Source organism: Methyloligella halotolerans, from assembly GCF_001708935.1.
GTDB lineage: Bacteria > Pseudomonadota > Alphaproteobacteria > Rhizobiales > Methyloligellaceae > Methyloligella > Methyloligella halotolerans.
On record NZ_MASI01000002.1, the window covers coordinates 176,481 to 196,896 of the forward strand.

The 20,416-nt window shown below is 64.3% G+C and carries 17 protein-coding genes, 2 tRNA genes and 2 pseudogenes; 13 read left to right on the top strand and 8 right to left on the bottom strand.

All coding sequences use genetic code 11. The annotated features are described in order from the left end of the window. Positions 1 to 13 precede the first annotated feature (13 nt). The 5 genes and pseudogenes from dnaJ (at position 14) to pyrF (ending at position 3,715) form a co-directional block, all read left to right on the top strand. Positions 14 to 1,171, top strand: coding sequence for a molecular chaperone DnaJ (dnaJ, locus tag A7A08_RS05175; protein WP_069094457.1), 1,158 nt, complete (start codon positions 14 to 16; stop codon positions 1,169 to 1,171). A gap of 71 nt (positions 1,172 to 1,242) precedes the next feature. Next, positions 1,243 to 2,094, top strand: a complete 852-nt coding sequence (locus tag A7A08_RS05180; protein WP_069094458.1) for an AI-2E family transporter — start codon at positions 1,243 to 1,245, stop codon at positions 2,092 to 2,094. Further along, positions 2,079 to 2,318, top strand: coding sequence for an AI-2E family transporter (locus A7A08_RS17100; RefSeq protein WP_069094459.1), 240 nt, complete (start codon positions 2,079 to 2,081; stop codon positions 2,316 to 2,318). Before A7A08_RS05180 ends, A7A08_RS17100 begins: the two co-directional genes overlap by 16 nt. A gap of 103 nt (positions 2,319 to 2,421) precedes the next feature. After that, positions 2,422 to 2,988, top strand: coding sequence for an NADPH-dependent FMN reductase (locus A7A08_RS05190; RefSeq protein ID WP_245290820.1), 567 nt, complete (start codon positions 2,422 to 2,424; stop codon positions 2,986 to 2,988). Next, positions 2,985 to 3,715: pseudogene (pyrF, locus tag A7A08_RS05195) on the top strand (orotidine-5'-phosphate decarboxylase). The gene A7A08_RS05190 and the pseudogene pyrF overlap by 4 nt, the downstream one beginning before the upstream one ends. A gap of 8 nt (positions 3,716 to 3,723) precedes the next feature. Here pyrF and A7A08_RS05200 read toward each other — a convergent pair. Continuing rightward, positions 3,724 to 4,038: a DUF167 family protein gene (locus A7A08_RS05200; RefSeq protein WP_069094461.1), complete on the bottom strand. Its 315-nt coding sequence runs from the start codon at positions 4,036 to 4,038 to the stop codon at positions 3,724 to 3,726. Positions 4,039 to 4,062: 24 nt separating this feature from the next. Next, positions 4,063 to 4,359, bottom strand: a complete 297-nt coding sequence (locus A7A08_RS05205) for a YggT family protein (RefSeq protein ID WP_069094462.1) — start codon at positions 4,357 to 4,359, stop codon at positions 4,063 to 4,065. Between the two features lie 304 nt (positions 4,360 to 4,663). On the opposite strand from A7A08_RS05205, the gene A7A08_RS05210 reads away from it, so the two are divergent. Continuing rightward, positions 4,664 to 4,738 (top strand) — tRNA-Ala (locus A7A08_RS05210). Between the two features lie 139 nt (positions 4,739 to 4,877). Here A7A08_RS05210 and A7A08_RS05215 read toward each other — a convergent pair. Further along, positions 4,878 to 5,221 (bottom strand): annotated as a pseudogene (locus A7A08_RS05215) (DMT family transporter). 29 nt (positions 5,222 to 5,250) lie between these two features. Beyond that, positions 5,251 to 6,144: an SDR family NAD(P)-dependent oxidoreductase gene (locus tag A7A08_RS05220; protein WP_069094463.1), complete on the bottom strand. Its 894-nt coding sequence runs from the start codon at positions 6,142 to 6,144 to the stop codon at positions 5,251 to 5,253. A 157-nt stretch (positions 6,145 to 6,301) separates the two neighbouring features. On the opposite strand from A7A08_RS05220, the gene A7A08_RS05225 reads away from it, so the two are divergent. The 4 genes from A7A08_RS05225 to ligD all read left to right on the top strand — a co-directional run bounded on the left by A7A08_RS05225 (position 6,302) and on the right by ligD (position 10,892). Further along, positions 6,302 to 7,297 (top strand): hypothetical protein, encoded by a 996-nt coding sequence (locus A7A08_RS05225; protein WP_141693850.1) that lies wholly within the window; start codon positions 6,302 to 6,304, stop codon positions 7,295 to 7,297. Between the two features lie 116 nt (positions 7,298 to 7,413). Next, on the top strand, positions 7,414 to 8,298 hold the full coding sequence (ku, locus tag A7A08_RS05230; protein WP_069094465.1) for a non-homologous end joining protein Ku: 885 nt from the start codon (positions 7,414 to 7,416) through the stop codon (positions 8,296 to 8,298). 6 nt (positions 8,299 to 8,304) lie between these two features. Further along, complete coding sequence (locus tag A7A08_RS16735) at positions 8,305 to 8,880, top strand: DNA polymerase ligase N-terminal domain-containing protein (protein WP_245290821.1); 576 nt, start codon at positions 8,305 to 8,307, stop codon at positions 8,878 to 8,880. Further along, on the top strand, positions 8,865 to 10,892 hold the full coding sequence (gene ligD, locus A7A08_RS05235) for a DNA ligase D (protein ID WP_245290822.1): 2,028 nt from the start codon (positions 8,865 to 8,867) through the stop codon (positions 10,890 to 10,892). The genes A7A08_RS16735 and ligD overlap by 16 nt, the downstream gene beginning before the upstream one ends. 5 nt (positions 10,893 to 10,897) lie before the next feature. Here ligD and A7A08_RS05240 read toward each other — a convergent pair whose 3' ends face one another. Then, complete coding sequence (locus A7A08_RS05240; protein ID WP_069094466.1) at positions 10,898 to 11,860, bottom strand: NAD(P)/FAD-dependent oxidoreductase; 963 nt, start codon at positions 11,858 to 11,860, stop codon at positions 10,898 to 10,900. A gap of 123 nt (positions 11,861 to 11,983) precedes the next feature. On the opposite strand from A7A08_RS05240, the gene A7A08_RS05245 reads away from it, so the two are divergent. Beyond that, positions 11,984 to 12,724 carry an extensin-like domain-containing protein gene (locus tag A7A08_RS05245; protein ID WP_069094467.1) on the top strand — a complete coding sequence of 247 codons (741 nt, stop codon included), beginning with the start codon at positions 11,984 to 11,986 and terminating at the stop codon, positions 12,722 to 12,724. 49 nt (positions 12,725 to 12,773) lie between these two features. Further along, positions 12,774 to 13,652: a diacylglycerol/lipid kinase family protein gene (locus A7A08_RS05250; protein ID WP_069094468.1), complete on the top strand. Its 879-nt coding sequence runs from the start codon at positions 12,774 to 12,776 to the stop codon at positions 13,650 to 13,652. Between the two features lie 9 nt (positions 13,653 to 13,661). On the opposite strand, the gene A7A08_RS05255 is transcribed toward A7A08_RS05250, so the two are convergent. Together A7A08_RS05255 and A7A08_RS05260 are read right to left on the bottom strand one after the other, a co-directional pair. Then, positions 13,662 to 17,282: an autotransporter outer membrane beta-barrel domain-containing protein gene (locus A7A08_RS05255; protein ID WP_069094469.1), complete on the bottom strand. Its 3,621-nt coding sequence runs from the start codon at positions 17,280 to 17,282 to the stop codon at positions 13,662 to 13,664. A 282-nt stretch (positions 17,283 to 17,564) separates the two neighbouring features. Next, a tRNA-Thr gene (locus tag A7A08_RS05260) sits at positions 17,565 to 17,640 on the bottom strand. Positions 17,641 to 17,764: 124 nt separating this feature from the next. Between A7A08_RS05260 and A7A08_RS05265 the strand changes: the two genes are divergently transcribed. Next, on the top strand, positions 17,765 to 18,505 hold the full coding sequence (locus A7A08_RS05265; protein WP_069094679.1) for a DUF4336 domain-containing protein: 741 nt from the start codon (positions 17,765 to 17,767) through the stop codon (positions 18,503 to 18,505). Between the two features lie 23 nt (positions 18,506 to 18,528). On the opposite strand, the gene A7A08_RS05270 is transcribed toward A7A08_RS05265, so the two are convergent. Next, positions 18,529 to 20,397: a heme biosynthesis protein HemY gene (locus A7A08_RS05270; protein ID WP_069094470.1), complete on the bottom strand. Its 1,869-nt coding sequence runs from the start codon at positions 20,395 to 20,397 to the stop codon at positions 18,529 to 18,531. Between the last annotated feature and the right edge of the window lie 19 nt (positions 20,398 to 20,416).

Here is a 20,416-nt window from a genome sequence, read left to right on the forward strand (position 1 = left end):
GTCCGGAGGGGCGATGTCGAAACGTTGCTATTACGAAACTCTGGGGGTGACCCGCAGCGCCGGTGATCGAGAGATCAAGACGGCGTTCCGCAAGCTCGCGAAGGAATGCCACCCCGACAGCAACCGGAACGATCCGGAAAGCGAGCAGAAATTCAAGGAAGTCAACGAGGCCTACGAGGCGCTGAAAGATCCTCAGCGACGGGCGGCCTATGACCGGTTTGGCCACGCCGCGTTCGAGAATAACGGCTTCGGCGGCGGCGGGGCCCACGGCTTCGGCGGCGATTTTTCCGCTTCCATGTCGGCCATGTTCGACGACCTGTTCGGCGAGTTCATGGGGCCGCGCCAGCGCCGGCCGCGCAGCGGACGCGAGCGTGGCGCCGATCTCCGCTACAACATGGAGATCACCCTGGAAGAGGCCTATGAGGGCAAGACGGCGCAGATCCGTGTGCCGACCTCGGTGGTCTGCGAGACCTGCGAAGGGGCGGGTGCGACGCCTGGCTCATCGCCGTCGGTCTGCGATACCTGCGGCGGCATGGGCAAGGTGCGCGCCACCCAGGGCTTCTTCACCATCGAGCGCGTCTGCCCGACCTGCGACGGCCGCGGCGAGGTGATCAAGGATCCTTGCGGCGCCTGCAACGGCCAGGGCCGCGTGACCCGCGAACGCACATTGTCGGTCACCATTCCGGTCGGCGTCGAGGACGGCACCCGTATCCGCCTCGGCGGCGAGGGCGAGGCCGGCATGCGCGGCGGACCGCCGGGCGACCTCTATATCTTCCTGTCCATAAAGCCCCACGAGTTCTTCCAGCGGGACGGGGCGGATCTGTTCTGCCGTGTGCCGATCGCCATGACCTGCGCCGCCCTTGGCGGCGAGATCGAGGTGCCCACCATCGACGGCGGCACCACCCGGGTGAAGATCCCCGAAGGCTCCCAGAGCGGGCGTCAGTTCCGGCTGAAGTCCCAGGGGATGCCGATCCTGCGGTCCCGGCAGACGGGCGATCTGTACATCCAGGCGGAAGTCGAAACGCCGAAGAATCTGACCAAGCGTCAGAAAGAGCTGCTGAAAGAGTTCGAAGAGGCGTCGAACGACAAGACAAATCCGGAATCCACCGGTTTTTTTGCTCGGATGAAAGACTTTTTCGATAGCATCGGCGAAGGTTCGAAAGAGGATTAGCCGGACTATTCCGGCTTTCCCTCGAACGCAACCTCGCGCGGAATCCTCCGCGCCTGCAGGGGGAGAGGCCGATGGCCGCCAGCTCGAGCGAAAAGAGCCAGCTGTCGAAAGATTTGCAGCGTAAGCCCGTCTTGCGGGACGCTATGATGGCGACCGCCGGGGTGATCATCGTCACGGTGCTCGCTTTGATCCTGTGGATCGCGCGGGTGCCGGTGCTGCTCGCCTTCGCAGGCGTCCTGCTGGCCATCGTGCTGCATGGCGGCAGCGAATGGCTGCATGCGAAGACCGGGATGCCTCGCATGCTCGCCCTGGGTCTGCTGGTGGTCCTGGCGATCGGCGGCGTCGCGACGGTAATCGCCTCTGCCGGACCGACCATCGTCAACCAGACCGGCCAGCTTGTGAACAGCATCGGGTCGGGCATCACCAACCTCTCCCAGGAGCTGTTCGACCTGGAAGAGGGCGAGACCCTCTTCAAGAACTTCAAGATCCAGGACATCCTCAACGACCTGCAGCCCTGGGGCCTGGCCTCGGGCGCCACGGCGGTCGCGGGCAATGTGCTCGGCGTTCTTGCGGGCGCATTCATCGTCCTGTTCTTCGGCATCTACGTCGCGGCCGATCCGCAGACCCACGTGAAGCTCCTCTCCCAGGTGGCGCCGCCCAGCGAGCGGAAGAATACGCGGGCGCTTCTGAAGGAGACCGGGGACGTCTTGCGCCGCTGGATCGTGGGTCAGGCCATCGCCATGGCGGCCATCGGCGCCCTGACCTATGTCGGCCTGCTGATCCTCGGCGTGCCCATGGCGTTCGCGCTCGCCCTGTTTGCGGCGCTGGCGGGCTTCCTGCCTTATCTCGGGCCGATCATCGGCGCGGTACCGATCCTCCTGGTGGCAGGCGGGGACAGCTCCATCTCGTGTTCTATGTGCTGATCCTCTATCTGCTGGTGCAGGGGCTGGAAAGCTATCTGCTGACACCGCTGATCCAGGCCAAGGCCGTCTCCCTGCCGCCGGCGGTGGTTATCCTGAACCAGCTCGTGATGGGCGCCCTGTTCGGCATTCTCGGCATCGCGCTCGCCACGCCGATCGCCGCCGCAGCGACCATTCCCCTCCGCCATTGGTTCGGCGCCCCGGACGAGGACGATCCGCCGGGCTAGGTTCTCCGCCGGCCGCTTCGTTGCGGACCCATCCTCCCCTTGCTACGAAACCTCCCGGACCTGCACGCGTTGGCTCCACGCGTTCCAACCAGAGAGGATGATCATGAGGCTGCTGTTTTTTGCCGGCTCCACCCGCGAAGGGTCCCATAACGTGAAGCTCGCCAAGCATTGCCGGCACATAGCTGAGGCTAATGGCGTGGAGGCGATCTTCGTCAGCCTCAAGGATTACGAGCTGCCCCTCTACAACGGCGACTTCGAGAAGGACGAGGGCGTGCCGAAGGCGGCCCGGGAGTTCAAGGCGCTGATGGGAGAGTATGACGGCGTCTTTATCGCGTCGCCCGAATACAACTCCTCGATCACGCCACTCCTGAAGAATACCCTGGACTGGGTGTCGCGCGTGAAGGAGGGGGAGGATGTGTTCAAGACCCGGCCCTTTGCGATCGGCGGCGCCTCCCCCAGCTATTTCGGCGGCTTCCGCAGCCTGCTCACCCTGCGCCAGGTGCTGGAGCTCGGCCTCGGCGCCCATGTGGTGCCCCAGCACGTGATCGTGCCGTCGGCCCACGACTCCTTCGAAGACACTGGCCACCTGAAGGGCGACATCAAGCAGAAGATGGCCACCGACACGGTCGAGGCGCTCGCCGTCGCTGCCAAACGTTGGAAGACAGAATGAACGCCGCGCTCGGGGACGGAAAGCCAGAATCCGCCCGCGACCGGCTGATGGTCGCCATCGACGTCCCTGACCCGGACGACGCCAAGGCGCTGATCGAAACCATCGGCGACGCGGCAGGCGTGTTCAAGATCGGCCTGGAGCTGTTGTTCTCCGGCGGCTTCGCCTGGTGGATGAGCTGGCCGGCCAAGGCCACAAGATCTTCCTCGATGCAAAGCTACTGGATATCGAGACCACGGTAGAGCGGGCAACGGCCGCCATCGCCAAGAGCGGCGCGGCGTTCCTGACGGTGCATGCCACGGACAGCAAGACCCTGGAGGCCGCCGTGCGTGGCCGGGGCAATGCCGCTCTCAAGCTCCTGGGCGTCACCGTGCTCACCAATCTCGGGCCGGGCGATCTGAAGGAGCAGGGTATTATCGAGCCGGCCGTCGCGCTGGTGCCTCAGCGGGCGCAACTCGCCCAGGATGCGGGCTTCGACGGTGTGGTCTCATCGGGCAAGGAGGCGCGTGCACTGCGGGAACGGCTGGGCCATGACTTCCTGATCGTCACGCCCGGCATACGCCCGGCGGGCGCGGAGGCCAACGACCAAACCCGCGCCGTGACGCCGAAGGCCGCGATCGAGGCCGGAGCCAGCTATTTGGTGGTGGGGCGCCCGATCACCCGGGCGGAGGACCCGCGGGGCGCGGCCGAGAAGATCGTCGAAGAAATAGAGTCCGCGCTCGGCGCCTGATCCGCCCTTTAGGCTTCCAGATCCTTGACCCGGGAGCGCACGACGACGTCGAGGGTCTCGGCGTCGCCCTCCAGGCGGACCTGCTTCAGCCGGGACTTGCCGCCCTTCTCTACGGAGACATTGGTGTGGGGCAGGCCGATCCACTTGGCGATCAGCTTCTCCAAAGCCGAATTCGCCTTGCCGTCCTCCGGCACGGCGCGGACCCGCGCCTTCAGGACCGGCGCGCCATCGAACTCCTCGATCCCCTCAACCTGATCGCGGCCGGATTTCGGCGTCAGGCGAACGGCCAGCAGAACGCCTTCGGAATCGCGGCGGAATGGCATGGGGGGGATGGACAAGGGACGCGCCTAGCGAAGCAGCGCCGGGGCAAGCCAGCCCAGCAGCACCACGTCGCGCAAGAAGAGGAGCAGCAGGATCAGGATCACCGGCGAGATATCGATACCGCCGAGATTGGGCAGAATGGACCGGATCGGGCGCAGGGCCGGCTCAGTGACGCGATAGAGCGTATCGGCGATAGCGAGCACGAAACGATTCGACGTGTTGACCACGTTGAACGCGATGAGCCAGCTCAAAATGGCGCTGGCGATGATCACCCAAATATAGAGATCGATAATAAGAACGAGAAAATTGATCAGCGGGATCATAAGGCGCCTCCGGTTGCGCGCATCATGTAACGGAGTGGAGCGGTTCAGGGCAAGACCGGAAGCCAAGCCGGGTAGAGACAAGAGGAAGCAAGGTGAACGGCGCGTGGTGCCGCGCCACGCCCGTTAACCAGGCGCACCGCGCTTCACGAGAGCTTGACCGGCGGCGCGGCGCCCTACCCCTTCGCGTCGCTTGACAGGGAAGGAGCCCGCTCTCTATATGGCCTCATCTCCGGTGCGCACCGTTCCCAAGCGGTTTTCACGTTCCGGATGCATTATCCGCGGGCGACCAACGCCTGCCTGGCATGGGGCCGTAGCTCAGTTGGGAGAGCGCAGCAATCGCACTGCTGAGGTCAGGGGTTCGACTCCCCTCGCTCCACCATTTATTTCTCTCACTGCAGTTCGCTTCGCTCACCCCTCCGATGGGGCGCGCTGACCGGCCGGCGGGCAGTCGCCCTTGCGAGCGCTAATGCGCTCGATATTTCGCGCACGTAAATTCGCTTCGTACTGGCCGCGCCGCCCTAATGCGGGGTGACCTTCGAGAAGCCGTTGACGATGACGACGCCGGCAACGATCAGGGCGATGCCGATCACGGCGGGCCAGTCGAGCTTCTGGCCGAATACAGCGTAGCCCATGATCGAGATCAGGATGATGCCGACGCCGCCCCAGGTGGCGTAGGCGATGCCGATCGGCACGGCGCGGAGCGCAAGCGCCAGACAATAGAACGAGGCCACATAGGCAGCGAGCATGACGATCGACGGCCCGAGTCTGGTAAACTGATGGGAGCTTGAAGCGCCAGCGTGCCCACAGTCTCCAGAAGAATCGCGAGAAGAAGCGCCGCGTAGGCGAGCAGGGTGGGATGCATGATCGGGCTCTTGAGCTCTCGGCTTCGACTTAGGAGCCGGTGCCGCTCTCAGGGTTTCCCTCGATACCGTCCCGGCCCGGGATAGGGCCTGGCGGCAGCGCCACGCCGTCTTCGCCGAGCACCCGGAACAGCATGCCCATGAAGGGCACGAGGACGAAGTTCGGCGTGAAGTTGCCCATCACCTGGAGCAGCTTGTTGCGGATGCCGGGCACGATGATCTTCTTGCCGCGCATGAAGGGACGGTAGCTGCGGCTCGCCACCTGCTCGGGCGTCATGACCGGCAGCATGTAGAGGTAGCGGGAATATGTGGCGCCGGCCTTGGCGTGGAGATCCGTGGCGATGACCCCCGGCGCGACCACCGACACGGTGACGCCGGTATACATGCACTCATAGGCGAGCGCGCGGCTGAAGGAGACGACAAAGGCCTTGGACGCGGCGTAGTTCAGCTCGTATGGCGTGGGCTGGAAGGCGGTCATGGAGCTGATATTCATGATGCGGCCGCTGCCGCGCGTCAGCATGCCGATCATGAGGCGCCGGGTGAGATCGACCACGGCGCCAACATTGAGATCGATCATCTTCAGGAGCGTTTCGCGGTCGCCGTCCTGAAAGAACCCGCCCAGGGCCAGGGCCGCGTTGTTCACCAGATACTCCGCATGAAGTCCCTTGTCCTCCAGGGCCCGCTCGACGCCGGCGCGGCCCTCTTCGGTGCTGAGATCCTGAGCCGTCGTTTCGACCGTGACGCCGTGAGTTCTCGCCAGCTCCTCCGCCGCGCGCTCGAGCTTGTCCCGGCTGCGGGCGACGAGCAGGAGGTCGTGACCATCCTTGGCGAAGAGATTGGCGTATGCCAGGCCCAGCCCCTCCGTGCCGCCGGTGATTACGGCGACCGGTCGCGTGTCGCTCTTCGCCTGGGGCGGACTTTCCATAAGGCTCCCTCGCATCTCGGCTTCAAATCTTCGCCCGGTCGACCCCGGAGCGGCTTCAGGCGTTATAGGCCATGTCATCTGCCCTTTCAGCGCTTCCGCCACAATGTTCTAATGTCGCAAAGCGAAATGAATAAAGCTTAGAGAAGGAAACGTTTCCATGGAGCGGACGGTAGGCACACGACCTGGACTGGGCGCATTCGCTGCCGCCGCGGCCCTTGGGGTGACGTTGGGACTTTGCGCCGGCGCAGCGGACGCGGCGGACACGAGCCTTCGCGAAGCCGTGCTCGCCCAGAGCGGCAAGTATCTCGAGGCGCCGGACGTGGAAGGCGAAACGAAGGGCGTCAGCATCGAGGCGGGATCCATCGACGAGCCGACGCAGCCGGTCTCGATCTCCATGGGGGACGTCTCGGCGGAGGTTTCCTACCAGGAAACCCAGCCCGGCGAGGATGCGGCCTTCACCTCGAAAGTGACGGTGCTTTCCGGCGGCGAGAAGGTCGCCGAGCTCGACGTGGACGAGTTCAACACCCGCTTTCCCTACACTGTGCAGATCGTCGAGATCGATCCGGCCAACGACACCCCGGAGGTCGTGGTCTCCACCTATTCCGGCGGCGCCCATTGCTGCGGCGTGCCCCGGGTGGCCACCAAGAGCGCGGACGCCGATACGTGGTCCGTGGTCGATCTGGGCGAGTTCGACGGCGAGCCGCCCATCGCCAAGGATTACAACGGCAATGGCCGGTCCGAATTCATCGTCGACGACGCTGCCTTCCTCTACACGTTCGGCGCCTATGCCTTCTCCGTCGCGCCCCAGGTGGTGCTGACCGTGGAGGGCGGCGAAGTGAAGAATGTCAGCGCGGACCCAGCCTATGAAGCCGTGCAGAAAAGTTGGATGAAGCAGCTGGTCGACATCGCCAGGGACGACGACGTGAACGCCTATCTCGCCGGCTATGTTGCCCAGAAGAGCCTTCTGGGGGAAGGCGACGAGGCCTGGACCCTGATGGAGCAGCATTACGATAAGAACGACGATTGGGGGCTTCAGACCTGCGACCAGCCGCTGACCGATGCGGGCGTCTGTCCCGGCGAGGAAGTTACCCTCACCTATCCCGAAATGCTCAAACGGGTTCTTAGGGAAAACGGGTACAAAATCGGCGGTTGAGGCACGGAAATCCGGCACGCCGCTCGGGAACCGGGCGGTTGCAGCTCCGTTGACTCTTTTTTCGGCGTCCTCTGATGGAGGCGCGCCAATTCCAGCTGTCGAGGAGTTCTTGCGTCATGGCGCTGCCCCGCCCCTATTGGACCGGCCAATTGCGGCTTTCTCTCGTGACCATTCCGGTCAAGCTCTACTCGGCCACAAGCTCCGACAAGCAGATCGCCTTGCACCAGATCCACGAGCCCTCGGGCAAGCGGATCCGCTATCAGAAGGTCGCGCCCGGGATCGGCCCCGTCGACACGGACGAGATCATCAAGGGCTTCGAATACGAGAAGGGCAAATACGTCCTGCTCGAGCCGGAGGAGATCGACGAGCTCAAGCTGGAGAGCAAGCAGACGATCGAGCTGGTGCGGTTCGTGGAGCAGTCGGAGATCGATCCGCGCTATTTCGAGAAGCCCTACTACGTGCTGCCCGACGGGGAGAACGCCGAGGAGGGCTACGCGGTCATCCAGAAGGCCTTGAGCGAAGCCAAGAAGGTGGGGCTCGGCCAAGTGGTGATGCGGGGCAAGAGCAGCCTCGTGGGCATCAAGCCCTGCGGCAAGGGGCTTTTGCTGGAGATGCTGCGTCAGGCGGACGAGGTGCGCTCCGCCGATCAATTCTTCGACGAGATTCCCGATGTGAAGGTCGACAAGGAAGCGCTGGAGCTGGGTGAGGAGCTGATCAAGCGCAAGACCGGCCCGTTCGAGCCGGAGAAGTTCAAGGACGATTACACCGACGCCATGTGGGAGCTGATCCACGCCAAGATCGAGAAGCGCGAGCCGGAGTTCATCGCCGAAACGCCGGCTTCCGGCAAGGTGATCAATATCATGGACGCGCTGAAGAAGAGCGTCAGCGACCAGGACAACAAGAAGAGCTCGACGAAATCGCGCTCCACGAAATCCAAATCCACCAAGAGCACGGCCAAGAACGACAACAAGAGCAAGTCTCCGCGGAAGAAATCAGCGTAAGCGGCCATGGCGAGCCTCGACGATCAGGACCTTCTCGCCGAGTACCGGGCCCGGCGGGATTTCGGCAAGACGCCGGAACCGAAGGCGGATCGGAAAAAGAAATCCGGCAACAGCTTCGTCATCCAGAAGCATGCGGCGACGCGAACCCATTTCGATTTCCGGCTCGAGCTGGATGGGGTGCTGAAGAGCTGGGCCGTGACCAAGGGGCCGAGCTTCGATACGGCGCAGAAGCGTCTGGCCGTGCGGACGGAAGATCATCCGCTCGCCTACGGCACGTTCGAAGGCGTGATACCCAAAGGCGAGTATGGCGGCGGGCCGGTGATGCTCTGGGACCGCGGTACCTGGGAGCCGGTCGGCGATCCCCATAAGGGTCTTCAGAAAGGCCATCTCGATTTCATCCTTCATGGCGAGCGGCTGAAGGGCGAGTGGCATCTCGTCCGCATGAAGAAGGACCGAAACGGGGGCAAGCGCGAGAACTGGCTTCTGATCAAGCGTCCGACGATCACGCCTCGGAAGGCACCGAGCCGACGGAGGAGTACGAGACGAGCGTCGAGAGCGGGCGGAGCATGGATCAGATCCTGAACGGCGAAAGCGCCGTCTGGTCTTCCGACAAATCGAAAAAGCCGCGCGGCGCAGAGGCGAGCGCCAAGCGCTGGCATGGCAAGCCGCCGCCGCCCAGCCGCAAGGCCACAGCGCCCGAGTTCATCTCGCCCCAGTTGGCAACCCTGGACGACGAAGTGCCGGAGGGCGACGACTGGCTGCACGAGGTGAAGTTCGACGGCTATCGCATCCAGGCGCGCAAGGATGGCGACAGAGTCACGCTCTATAGCCGCAGCGGGCTCGATTGGACGGCACGGTTTCCGGCGATTGCGCAGGCTCTGACGAAACTGCCGGCCAAGAAGGCGCTGATCGACGGCGAGGCCGCCTTCGTGCTCGAGTCCGGCATAACGGATTTCAAATCGCTGCAGGAGCATATCGACACGGATCATCCGGCCATCCGCTACTACGCCTTCGATCTCCTGGAGCTCGACGGCAAGGAGCTGAATAAGGAGCCGCTGGTCGAGCGGAAGGAAAAGCTCCGGAAGCTCTTCAGCAAGAAGGGGCTGCCCGACCGCCTGGTCTATTCCGATCATATCGAGGGCCAGGGGGAGGCCTTCTTCGGCCAGGCCTGCCGGACGGAGCTGGAGGGTATCGTCTCCAAGCGGGCAAACGCGCCGTATAAGTCCGGCCGCAGCAAGACCTGGCTCAAGGTCAAGTGCGGGCGCCGGGCGGAATTCGTGATCGGCGGCTACTCCAAATCGAGCGCCAAGGGCCGGCCCTTCGCATCGCTCCTGCTCGGGACGTTTCAGGACGGCGACTTCGTCTTTGCCGGCAAGGTGGGGACCGGGTTCAACAGCGGCGACATGAAGCGGCTCGCGGACAGGTTCTCATCCCTGACGCGAAAGACCTCGCCCTTCACCGACGTGCCGGCCGCCGACAAGCGCGATGCGGTGTGGCTGACGCCGAAGCTCGTCTGCGAGATCGCCTTCACCGAATGGACCAGGGATGGGCGCTTGCGCCATCCGAGCTATCAGGGTTTGCGCGAGGACAAGCCGGCCGCGGATGTGACCCGCGATCCGCCGGAAAAGGAGGTCGGCGACATGGCGAACCGCACGATTGAGGAGCCGGCGAAAGCCGTGCAGGAAAAGGGCGGCAAGGAGCAGGACAGTTTCGACGGCGTCACCCTGACCAGCCCGGACCGTGTGCTGTTTCCGCGGCTTGGCCTGACCAAGCGCGACATCGCCGAGTATTACGAGCGCGTGGCGGAGGCCATGCTTCCTTACGTGGTGAACCGGCCGATCAGCCTGGTGCGCTGCCCCGAGGGGCGCACCGAGGAGTGCTTCTTTCAGCGCCACGCCATGAAGGGGATGAGCAAGGCGATCAAGGAGATCGCGATCCCCGGCGGCGAGACGAAGAAGAAGTATCTGTATATCGACGATGCGGCGGGGCTGTTCAGCCTGGTGCAGATCGGCGTGCTAGAGATCCACGATTGGGGCGTCTCCATCAAGAAGCCCGACAAGCCCGACCGGCTGGTGTTCGATCTCGACCCCGACGAAGGCTTCGATCTGGAGACCCTGAAGGCGGCCGCTGTCGAGACCCGCGATTTTCTCGCCGATCTGGGACTGAAGAGCTTCCTGAAATCCACCGGCGGCAAGGGCCTGCATGTGGTGGCGCCGATCACCGCACGCTCCGGCTGGGACGAGGTGAAGGCCTTCGCCAAGGCCGTGGCCGATGCGCTGGTGACGGCACGGGGCGACCGCTATACGGCGAACATGTCCAAGCAGGCGCGCAAGGGAAAGATTTTCGTCGACTATCTGCGCAACCAGCGGGGTGGCTCGGCGATCGTCAACTTCTCCACTCGCTCGCGCGAGGGCGCGCCTGTCGCCTGCCCCTTACGGTGGAACGAACTGGCGGGGCTCAAATCGCCCTCGCCCTATTCGGTGGAGACGCTGCCGAAGCGTCTGGCGGCGCTGAAGGAGGACCCGTGGGAGGGGTTCTTCACGACTCGCCAGTCGATCACCAAGAAGGCAAAGAAGGATCTCGGGCTGGAGTAGGCCTTTCACCCGGCTTTCTGTGGCGGACATTCGTCCGGCAACGGCTCGCGGATGCGGCCATCCTCACGCTCCATTGCGCGGAGCTTGTTATGAATGTCAGTGGCGGCGATGGCCCCCTCGGCCTGGGCGATCGAGATCTGGTTCAGGCCGAGGACGAGATCGCCTGCCGCATAGAGTCCGCTGACGCTCGTCTCCTGGTGGGCATTGACCTTCATGCAGGCATCATCGGTGGTGGCCGCGCCCGCCCGGTGGGCGAGCTCACTGCGGGGCGTGAGGCCGAGGGCGCCGTAGATGACATCGAAGCGATGCTCTTCGCCGCCGATATCGAAGGCCTCGATGGCGTCGTTCTCGATATGAACCGCATCGATCACCGATTCCATGAGCGCGATTCCCTCGCGCTCCAATGTCGATTTGTCGTCCGGCGAGAGCGGATTCTCGGGATCGAGATGGATCAGGGTGACGTCGTCGGAATAAGTGGTGAGGAACTGGGCCTCGCGGACGCCTTTCGGTCCGTTGCCCAGAATTCCGATTCGCTTGCCGATCACTTCGTAGGCATCGCAGATGGGGCAGAGACGTATGAGCCCGCGGTCGACGGCGCTTTCGACGCCGGGCAAGGCGGGATCGTTGTCCTTGGAGCCCGAGGCGAGGATGACGAAGGGCGCGCGGATCTCTCCTTGGGACGTTTCCAATAAGAACCCCGCGTCCTCCCGTTTCAGGTCTGTCACGCAGGCCTTCAGGAAGTTTGCGCCGTACTCCGCCGCCTGTTCCCGGATTCGGGCAACGAGCGTGTCGCCCTCGATGCCGCCGGGGAACCCTGGGTGATTATGGGTCTTCGGAATTCGCTCGGCCCGGCCTGTGCCGTCGTCGATCACGAGCGCTTGCCGGCGGAAACGGCCGAGATAGATGGCGGCGGTTAGGCCCGCCGGCCCGCCCCCGATAATCACTGCGTCCCAATCCGGCATCTTCATTTACTCCGGCTTAGCGATTGCGGCCGCTGAGCATTGAAAATTTATTCACTGAATCCCGCGCATTTTAGCGACATGACGGGTGGCGCTACGCACAAAACCGCCGTGAGGGCGGTAGGACTTCTCTTGCTCGGCCTCGGGGCGATCCTGGCCGGCTGCTCCATGAATCCGTTCGGCGCGAGCCGTGGGGAGTGGCGGAGCAAGGGCGAGGCACGCTGCATGGCGAGCGGCGTGGTGCAGCGATCCCCCTATATACAGGAAATCGGCAACGTGAAGGGCGGCGGCGCGTGCGGCATGGACCGCCCGCTGCGGGTCTCGGCGCTGGTCGGCGGCAGGGTGAAGGTTGAGCCCGCGGCCACCATGAACTGCCCGGTGACCGTGAAGGTCGACGAATGGGTCTACAAGGTGGTGCAGCCGGCGGCGAATCGCTGGTTCCGCCAGCCGGTGGTGGAGATCAAGCAGATGGCCTCCTATAGCTGCCGCTCGCGGAACGGCGTGCGGGGGGCAAAGGCCTCCGAACATGCGTTCGGCAATGCGCTGGATGTCGGCGGATTCACGCTCGCCGACGGCAGCACGATCTCCGTGAAAGGGGACTGGAGCCGCGGCTCAGCCGCGCAACGGGCCTTTTTGCGGGAGGTCTATAACGGCGCCTGCGATATGTTCCACACGGTGCTCGGGCCGGGCGGCGACCGCCATCACGGCGACCACATCCATATCGACCTGCTGATCAGCAACGGTGCCAACGGCAGCAATTATTGCCGGCCCCGCAAGCAGAATGTGCCCGATCTGCGCTATGCGCCCCAGACACCCATGGCGTCGGTGCCGGGCGCGCAGCAGCCGATCAATCCGCTGTCCTTCGGGCAATAGGACACCGCCCACCGGAACTGCAGCTCTTCGGCCGGCGTTCGGCCTTCAGATGCGTGCTCTCCTTATGCATAACCCGACGTCCGGCGACGGCGACGATCCGAAGGCCCTGATCTGCGAGGGTTTGCGGGAGTCGGGTTACGAGCCGACGTATTTTTCCACCGACGAAGACGAATATAAGAAGGCGATCGAGACGGAGAAGACCGATCTGATCGTCATCGTCGGCGGTGACGGGACGATCTCCAAAGTGCTCGCGCGAGCGCCGGACCGATCCGTGCCCATCGCCATTCTGGCGGCCGGCACGGCAAACAATATCGCCGGCTCGCTCGGCATCGAGGGTGCGCCCGAAGTCCATGCCAAGCACCTATCGGGGGCGCCGACGAAGCCTTTGAATGTGGGTATCGCCACCGGCCCCTGGGGCGAAAAGCGCTTTCTTGAGGGAATAGGCTTCGGCGCGTTCGCCAAGCATCTGGACGGCAAGGCGAAAGGCGATACGCGGGAAGAAGAGCTCGCCGACGCCCGGGCCATGCTCCGCGACGCCATCGTCGCAGGCAGACCCGAGCGGTTCGAGATCGATGTCGACGGCGAGAAGATCGTCGGCGATTTCCTGTTCGTCGAAGTGATCAATATCGGAAGCACCGGCCCCGCTCTCCTGCTCAGCTCAGACGCCGAGCCCGGCGACGGGCTTCTGGATATCGTCTATCTTCCGGTGGACGACCGCGTGGCGATGACGCGCTGGCTCGAGCAAGATGAACTGGAAGGCCCTATGCCCCTGAAGCGGACCCAGGGCCGATGCGTGTCGGTGGTTACCGAAGGCGGCGTCCTCCGGCGGGACGACAATGTCTGGTTTGAGCCGGAGAAGGCCCAGATCATCCGCATCAGCCTGGAAGACGAGCCCTTCCAAGTGCTGGTGCCGCCCCCTAACCGCTAGCCTGTCCACCTACCAGTTGACCCGAATGCCGGTCCGGCCCGCGACGCCGTCGACCTCGTCGCCGAAGATGAAATCGGCCTTGGCGAAGACGGCCGTGTTGGCGTCGGGATTGAACAGGTTCAGGCCGGCGGAGACTTCGCCCCAGCCATCGGCAACCGAATCGTAGAAGTCGAAGGTCTGTCCGACGGAAACCAGGGTGGTCTCGTTGGAGTCGGTGAAGTCCTTCCAGTAGCTTCCGATCACGAAGGGCTCGACGATCGTGTTCTCCCAGACTTCGTAGGTCGTGCCGACTCGCAAGCCCAGCCGGCCGCGAACGCTCTCGTTGTCCTTGAAGTCGACCGTGTTGCCGCCGTTGGAGAGATCCTCAAGATCGGTCCAGGCGAGCGCCAGGGTTGCCAGCGGCTCGACGAAGAGGCCGCGCGAATAGCCGCCGAAGCGGTAGCCCGCGTCGGTCCTGCCGCCCCAGCTTATGCTGTCGAAGCTGTCCGGGAAGCCGCGGGCGCCGTTCGCATCGTAGGAAAGGTACTGGCCCTTCAGCAGCGTATCGACGAAGAGGTTGCCTTTCAGATAGGTGGCGTAGGCGCCGAACTCGCCGCCCTTCAGGTCGAACTCCCGGTTGATCGCATGGTAGTCCAGCTCGCCGAGATTGACGCCGCCGAGCAAGCCGAAGATCACCATGTCGCCATCGCTCAGCACGTTCTCGGTGCCGAAATCGAGGCCGATCTGCATATCGGCGACATTCAGGTCGCGATTGAGATTGTACTCGTAGGTCCGGCCATAGGCGCGCGCGGTGTCGCTGTCCTCCTGCTCCATCCAGGCCCCGCCGCCTTTTACCCAAAGGGCCGGTACGAAGGGCTGGTCTGCGCCCGGATCCCCTGCGCCATAACCATAGTTCTGCCCCGCCTGGGCATGGGCGCCGCTCTGCTGGCGATGCAGCAGCACGCGCAGATCGGCGCTCCGGTCGAACCAGGTCTGGTTGGTGATGTGGAAGGCATCCTGAGCTGCGGTCATGAGCTGGGGCAGCATGCGCGCGCCGCCGCCGGCAAAGCTCTTCAGCTCCCAATAGCCGGAGCCCGTGGGCACGAAGAATAGGTCGTAGTCGAAGAAGCCCGCATCCACCGGTTCGTCCATATGGAATCCGAGCGCGTCGGGCGTCTTGCCGGTGGCGAAGATGATCGGGATGCCGTCGGGGTTAAATACGCCGGAGTTCAGGTTGGTGTTGTTGACCACGAGCCTGGTCCTGCCCAGGACCGTGCCTTCGATCATGAGCTTGTCCCGGCTGGAGCCGTCGTCGTTCAGGAAGACGTCCATGCCAAGCTTGGCGCCGCCCTGTCCGATATAGGTGACGCCGTCGCCGCCACGGTCGGCGGATAGCGTCAGCACGTCGCCCGTGCCGCCGTCGACGATAGTGATCTCGCCACGGTTCACGACGCGGTCGAGATTGATCAGGCTGGTGGCTTCCCGCGTCGTCCGATCCATGGCGGCCTGGACCACGCCGCCGGACTGGTTGACGAAGATGTCGTTGCCGGCGCCGAAATCGCTGGTGCGGCGTGCGAAGAAGGTGCCGCCCGGACCGTTCTCGAAGCGGTCGGCTTTGTCGCTCAGATTGACATAGCCGGTGATGGTGCCGCCCCCATGATTATAGATGGTCGTGCTGGCGCCTTCCGTTTCGATGGCGAAGAGATTGTCGGCGGTGATCGAGCCGGTGTTCTCAATGTCGATGCTGGCCTCGACGACGTTCTGCGCGCTCGTGTTGACGGTCGCACCCGACAGCGAGGTGCTTGGGGTCACCGTGTTGGTGGTGGCGAGAGACGGCTCTTCGATCGCGGCGTAGATGCCCCGGCGTCCGCCGTTCACCTCGCCGCTGTTGGCGATGACGATCTCGCTGGTCACGCGGTTCGTCTGGGCAACGTTCAATGACTGGGAGGCGCTTCCCGACACCGACGCTGCGTTGCTCAAGGTGAGCGTGGCATCGTTGGTCAGGCGCATCCCGCCATTCTCGATTTCGGCGGCGATGCCGATCTGGCCCGCATCGATCTTGCCCGTATTGGAGATGAGAACGCTGGTCTCCACCGCGTTGGTCTGCTCCAGGTCGATGGACTGGGCCAGGTTACCGCCAACCGAACCGCCGCTGTTCGCGTTCGTGATGTCGGCAATGTTGGAGAGCAGGATGTTGTCGGTCTCGACCGCCACCGCGATGCCGCCCTGGCCAGCCCTGATGGCGCCGGTATTCTCGATGGCGACGAGGTTGGTTATGCCGTTGTACTGGCTGGACGAGGAAGTCTGGGTCAGGTTGCGCGCGGTGTTGCCGCTGTTCTGGTTCGTTTGGTCCGTCCTGTTTGCGATCAGGCCGAAATCGGTGTTCTCGACACTGACGGCGATGGCGTAGCCTCCGCCGGACGATAACGCACCGGAATTGGAGATCACCGCCGCGTTGTCGATCAGGTTCGATTGATCATAGGCCAGGCTCTGGGTCAGGCCCCGCCCGGCATTGCCGGAATTATCGTTGATATGAGCAGACCGGAAGGTGTTCTCGATCCGGTCGATGTCGTTGTTTGCGATCTCCGCCGCGAGAGCTGCGCCCCCGGCCTTCACGTCGCCCGCGTTCTGGATAACGAGGGCACTGCCGATCTCGTGCGCCTGGCCGATATCGAGGCTCTGGGAGATGTTCCTGCTGAGGTCTTCGGTGTTGCTGTTGCTGTCGAAGGTCGTGTTCTGCAGTTCCGGCAGGTCCGAGGTCTCGATCGCCGCGCCGATGCCGATCGTCCCGGCGTCGATATCGCCGGTATTGTCGATGGCGATGGCGTTGCCGATCTCGGTGCGGTTGGTGCGGGTCAGGGACTGGCTCAGGTTCCGGCCAATGATGCCGTTGCTCACGTTCCGGGTGGACGCGCGGTTGCGGAAGAGCGCGATGTTGCTGTTGAGGATCTCGGCCTGGATGCCGTTGGCGCCGGCGTCGATGGCGCCGCGGTTGGTCACCGACAGCACGTTGGCGATCCGCGATCGCTGACGCACGGTGATCGACTGCTCCAGGTCGACGGTCAGGGCGCCGAGGTGGGTGTTGTTGTTCAGCGCGTCGGTGAAGAACTGGGAGAAATTCCGGTTGGTGATTCCAGCCGCGATGCCGGTCTGTCCGGCGGTCAAGGCGCCGCTGTTGCGGACGATGACGGCGTTGGCCAACAGATGATCCTGATAATGGGTGAGGCGCTGCCCCAGGCTGACGGTGGCGATACCGGCATCGATATTGGAATCGTCTGCGAAGCTCAGGAACTCGATGTTGTTCTGGTTGGTGATCTGGGCGTTGATGGCGATCGCCGGGTCGATGGCGCCGCTATTGATCACCAGGACGTCGTTGTCCTGAAGCGTGCCTTGCTGGTGAAGGATCCTCTGACGGGAAAACAGAGTGATCGGCGAGACGCTCGCATTGGCGATCACCCGGCTCAGGCTATGGACCGGACCGTTGTTGAGGATCGTGGCGTTCAGCGTGTTGAAGCGCTTGAAGGCGTTGAAACGGGCGGCGATCTCGATGTCGATCGAGTCGTCGATGAAGATGATGGTATTCGCCGCCGCGGGCGCTGCCGTGCTGAGCTGAGCTGCTGCCAGAACCGCGATTGAAAGACAACCGGCCACCAGTTTTCGACAGCCGGAGCCAGATGCCCCCTGCATTTTGCGCATTCCCGCCCCCAACACAGCGCGACGGCGTCGCCGGGTGGGTCCCGGGCGCCGACTACTTCATTCGTTACATCCGATCAGCCCCCCTGAATGGCGGATCAGGCCGAGACCATAGGCAAAGGAGCGTCCGCATGTCGCGCTGGACCGGCGGGTAATCCACACAATCCTTGGAAAACGCGGGTTTCTCCACAGGAGCGGTGAAAGATGACAGCGTGGTATGGCGTCGAGATGAGGAAGGGGTGGTGCCGCTTGCGTGACTCGAACACGCGACCCCATCATTACGAATGATGTGCTCTACCAACTGAGCTAAAGCGGCCTAGGTGCGGCGCCCGGCAAACCGGACGACATAGCTATAACACCGAGTGCGCCCGTCATTACTGCCAATGGCGGATCGATGCAAGGCGAAGGCGGCGCCAGGCTGCAAATGGTATAGCGGTAAGATGACCGAGTCCTACGCGCCCTACCTGCCGCTGAACCGGCTGAAGCCGTTCGGTCCGGATATCTGGATCGTCGACGGGCCGGAGATCGAGTTCGGTTATCTCGGCATGAAGCTGCCTTTCCCGACGCGAATGACCGTGGTGCGATTTCCGGATCGCAGCCTGTGGATCCATTCGCCCACGGAGCCGGAGGAGGGATTGCTGGATGAGATCCGCAGCCTGGGCGCGGTCCGGCATCTCATCGCGCCCAACACGATCCATTACTGGTGGATTCCGGACTGGGCGGAGCTGTTTCCCGAAGCGCACGTCTGGGCGGTGCCGGGGCTGGAGAAATCCGCCAAACGCGCGTTGCGGGTGGACCATACACTGGGCGAGACGGCTCCCGCGGCCTGGGACGGCCATATCGCGCAAGTGCTGGTGCCGGGCGATCTGATCACCGAGGCAGACTTTTTCCATCACGCCTCGCGCACCCTGGTGCTCACCGATCTGATCGAGAATTTCGAGCCGGAGCGGGTGCGTTCAAGAATGTATCGCTGGCTACTGAAGACGTTCGGCGCGGCAGATCCGGACGGGAAGGCGCCCTACGATATGCAGCTCAGCTTCCTGCGCCACCGGAAAGAGGTGCGGAAGGCCGCGGAGCAGATGATCGCCTGGGCGCCGGAGCAGATCGTCATCGCTCACGGGCGCTGCTACGACATGGATGCCGTGAGCGAACTGAAGCGGGCGTTTCGCTGGGTGCTCTAGAGGCGCCGGGGCGGGCCGTAGCCTCATCGGATATGGGCGCGCCGGTAACGGTCCAGATCGGTCTCGTCGTCCTCGTCATCGGCAATACCCGGATCGTCGGGCGGCCGCGAAGGGACATATTCCTCCCCCGGCGTATTCCGATCGCCCCGATCGACCATACCCTGGGCGGGCAGGTCTCTGCTCAGCTCCGGAGGTTTGGTCTCGGCGGCAGGCTCCGGGTCGGCATTCTCCGCCGTCGGCTCGGGCTCGCGGTCGCTGACGCCGGCCCACTGGGCGACGATGGGTTCGGGCTCGACGGGCCTGGACTGAGACCCGGCATCCTTCCGCTTCTCCTCCTCTTCGGCGCGCAGCTCTTCCTCTGTCGGCGGGGGCGGCGTTACGACCGGCTGGGCGAAGGATCCCGTCCGAACCTGATCCTCGCGGCCCTCGGGGGGCAGGATCTCGGCATGGGGGTGTTCCGGCTCGGCAGGCTCGACGGGCTCCCGGGCTGGGCGGTCCACCACGGGCTTCGGGTCCGGCGCGGCGGCCGTCTGATGCACCGTATCTCCGGGCGCTTCCTCGGCCGGCGCCGGGCGCTCCTCAATGACGAAGCTCTCGTCGACCTTGCCGATGGCGTCGACGGGCTGGCGCCACTGGAACGCATCGACCTGGCCGGTGACGGGCGAGACGGGCATCCAACGGTCGGAAATGTAGCCGTCGGCCACCCAGGCACGGTCGCGGGGCGCGCGCATGGCGCGGGCGAGCCATTCGCGCTCGCGGCCGCGGTCGCCGAACTCGCCGGCTTCGATGCGCGCCATGAGGGCACAGATGCGGGCGGAGGGCCGGTCCTCGAGATAGGGCTGCAGGCACAGGCGGGCTTCCTCCCACCCTTGCGCCTCGATGGCCGCGTTGGCGATGGCGAGGGGGGCCTCGATATCTTCCGGATTATAGGTGGTGAGATACTTCACCCGCTTGAGGCGTTCCTTCGGGGACGCGCCCGGATCGGCATAGGCGTAGACCAGCGCCAGATCCGGATGGGGTGAAAGCTTCCAGGTTTTGGCAATCACCTTGCCGGCCCGCTTGGCGTCGCCCTTGGACGCGAGGATCCGGCCGGCGATCTCCGCCGCGGGGATAAGGTCGGATGCGAGACGGTGGGCCTCGGTCGCCAGAGCGAGAGCTTGGTCGGGATCGACGGATTCGAGCTCGCGGGCCTCGGCAGTGAGCAGCACCGCGCGGCGGCGAAGCGCGTCCTTGGCATTGATGTGATCGTGCTTGCGGGCGACGGCAAGCGTGCCCAGCGCGCCCTCCCAGTCGGCGCTGCGGGCCTGAAGATCGAACAGGGCGTTGACGCTCCAGGCGAGGTTCGGATTGCGCTCGACGGCCTGCTCGACGAAATGGCGTGCGGCCTCCGGATCGTTGCGGCGCTTGGCCTCGAGGAACAGCCCGCGAAGACCGAGAAGCTCCGTGTCGGGATTGTCGAGCATGGCCTCGAAGGCGCGGCGGGCCGATTCCCGATCGTCTTTCAGCTGCGCCGTCTGGGCACGCAGGAGCGCGGTGAGCGGCTCGTTGGGCAGGAGACGGCGGGCGGTGGCGGCGTTGTGCTCCGCGCCTGCCCGGTCGCCGATGCCGATGGCGAGCAAGCCGCCGGTCAGCGCCTCGAAACCGTGGCGGCGGCGGCGCTGCTTCATGCGGGCGGCGATGGCGCCGGGCCTCGTGATCAGGAACGAGAACAAAGCCCAGATGGCGATGAGCAGCACAGCCGCCAGAATGACGCCGAGGGCTCCCACGAAGGCCGACGTCTCGATCTGATAACCGAACCACTGCAGCTGTATGGTGCCGGGCTGATCGGCGAGCCATGCAAGACCGAGAGCGGCCAGCGCGACGACAACGATGAAGACGAGAACTCGGATCATTGGCTAAGGATCGTTTGCG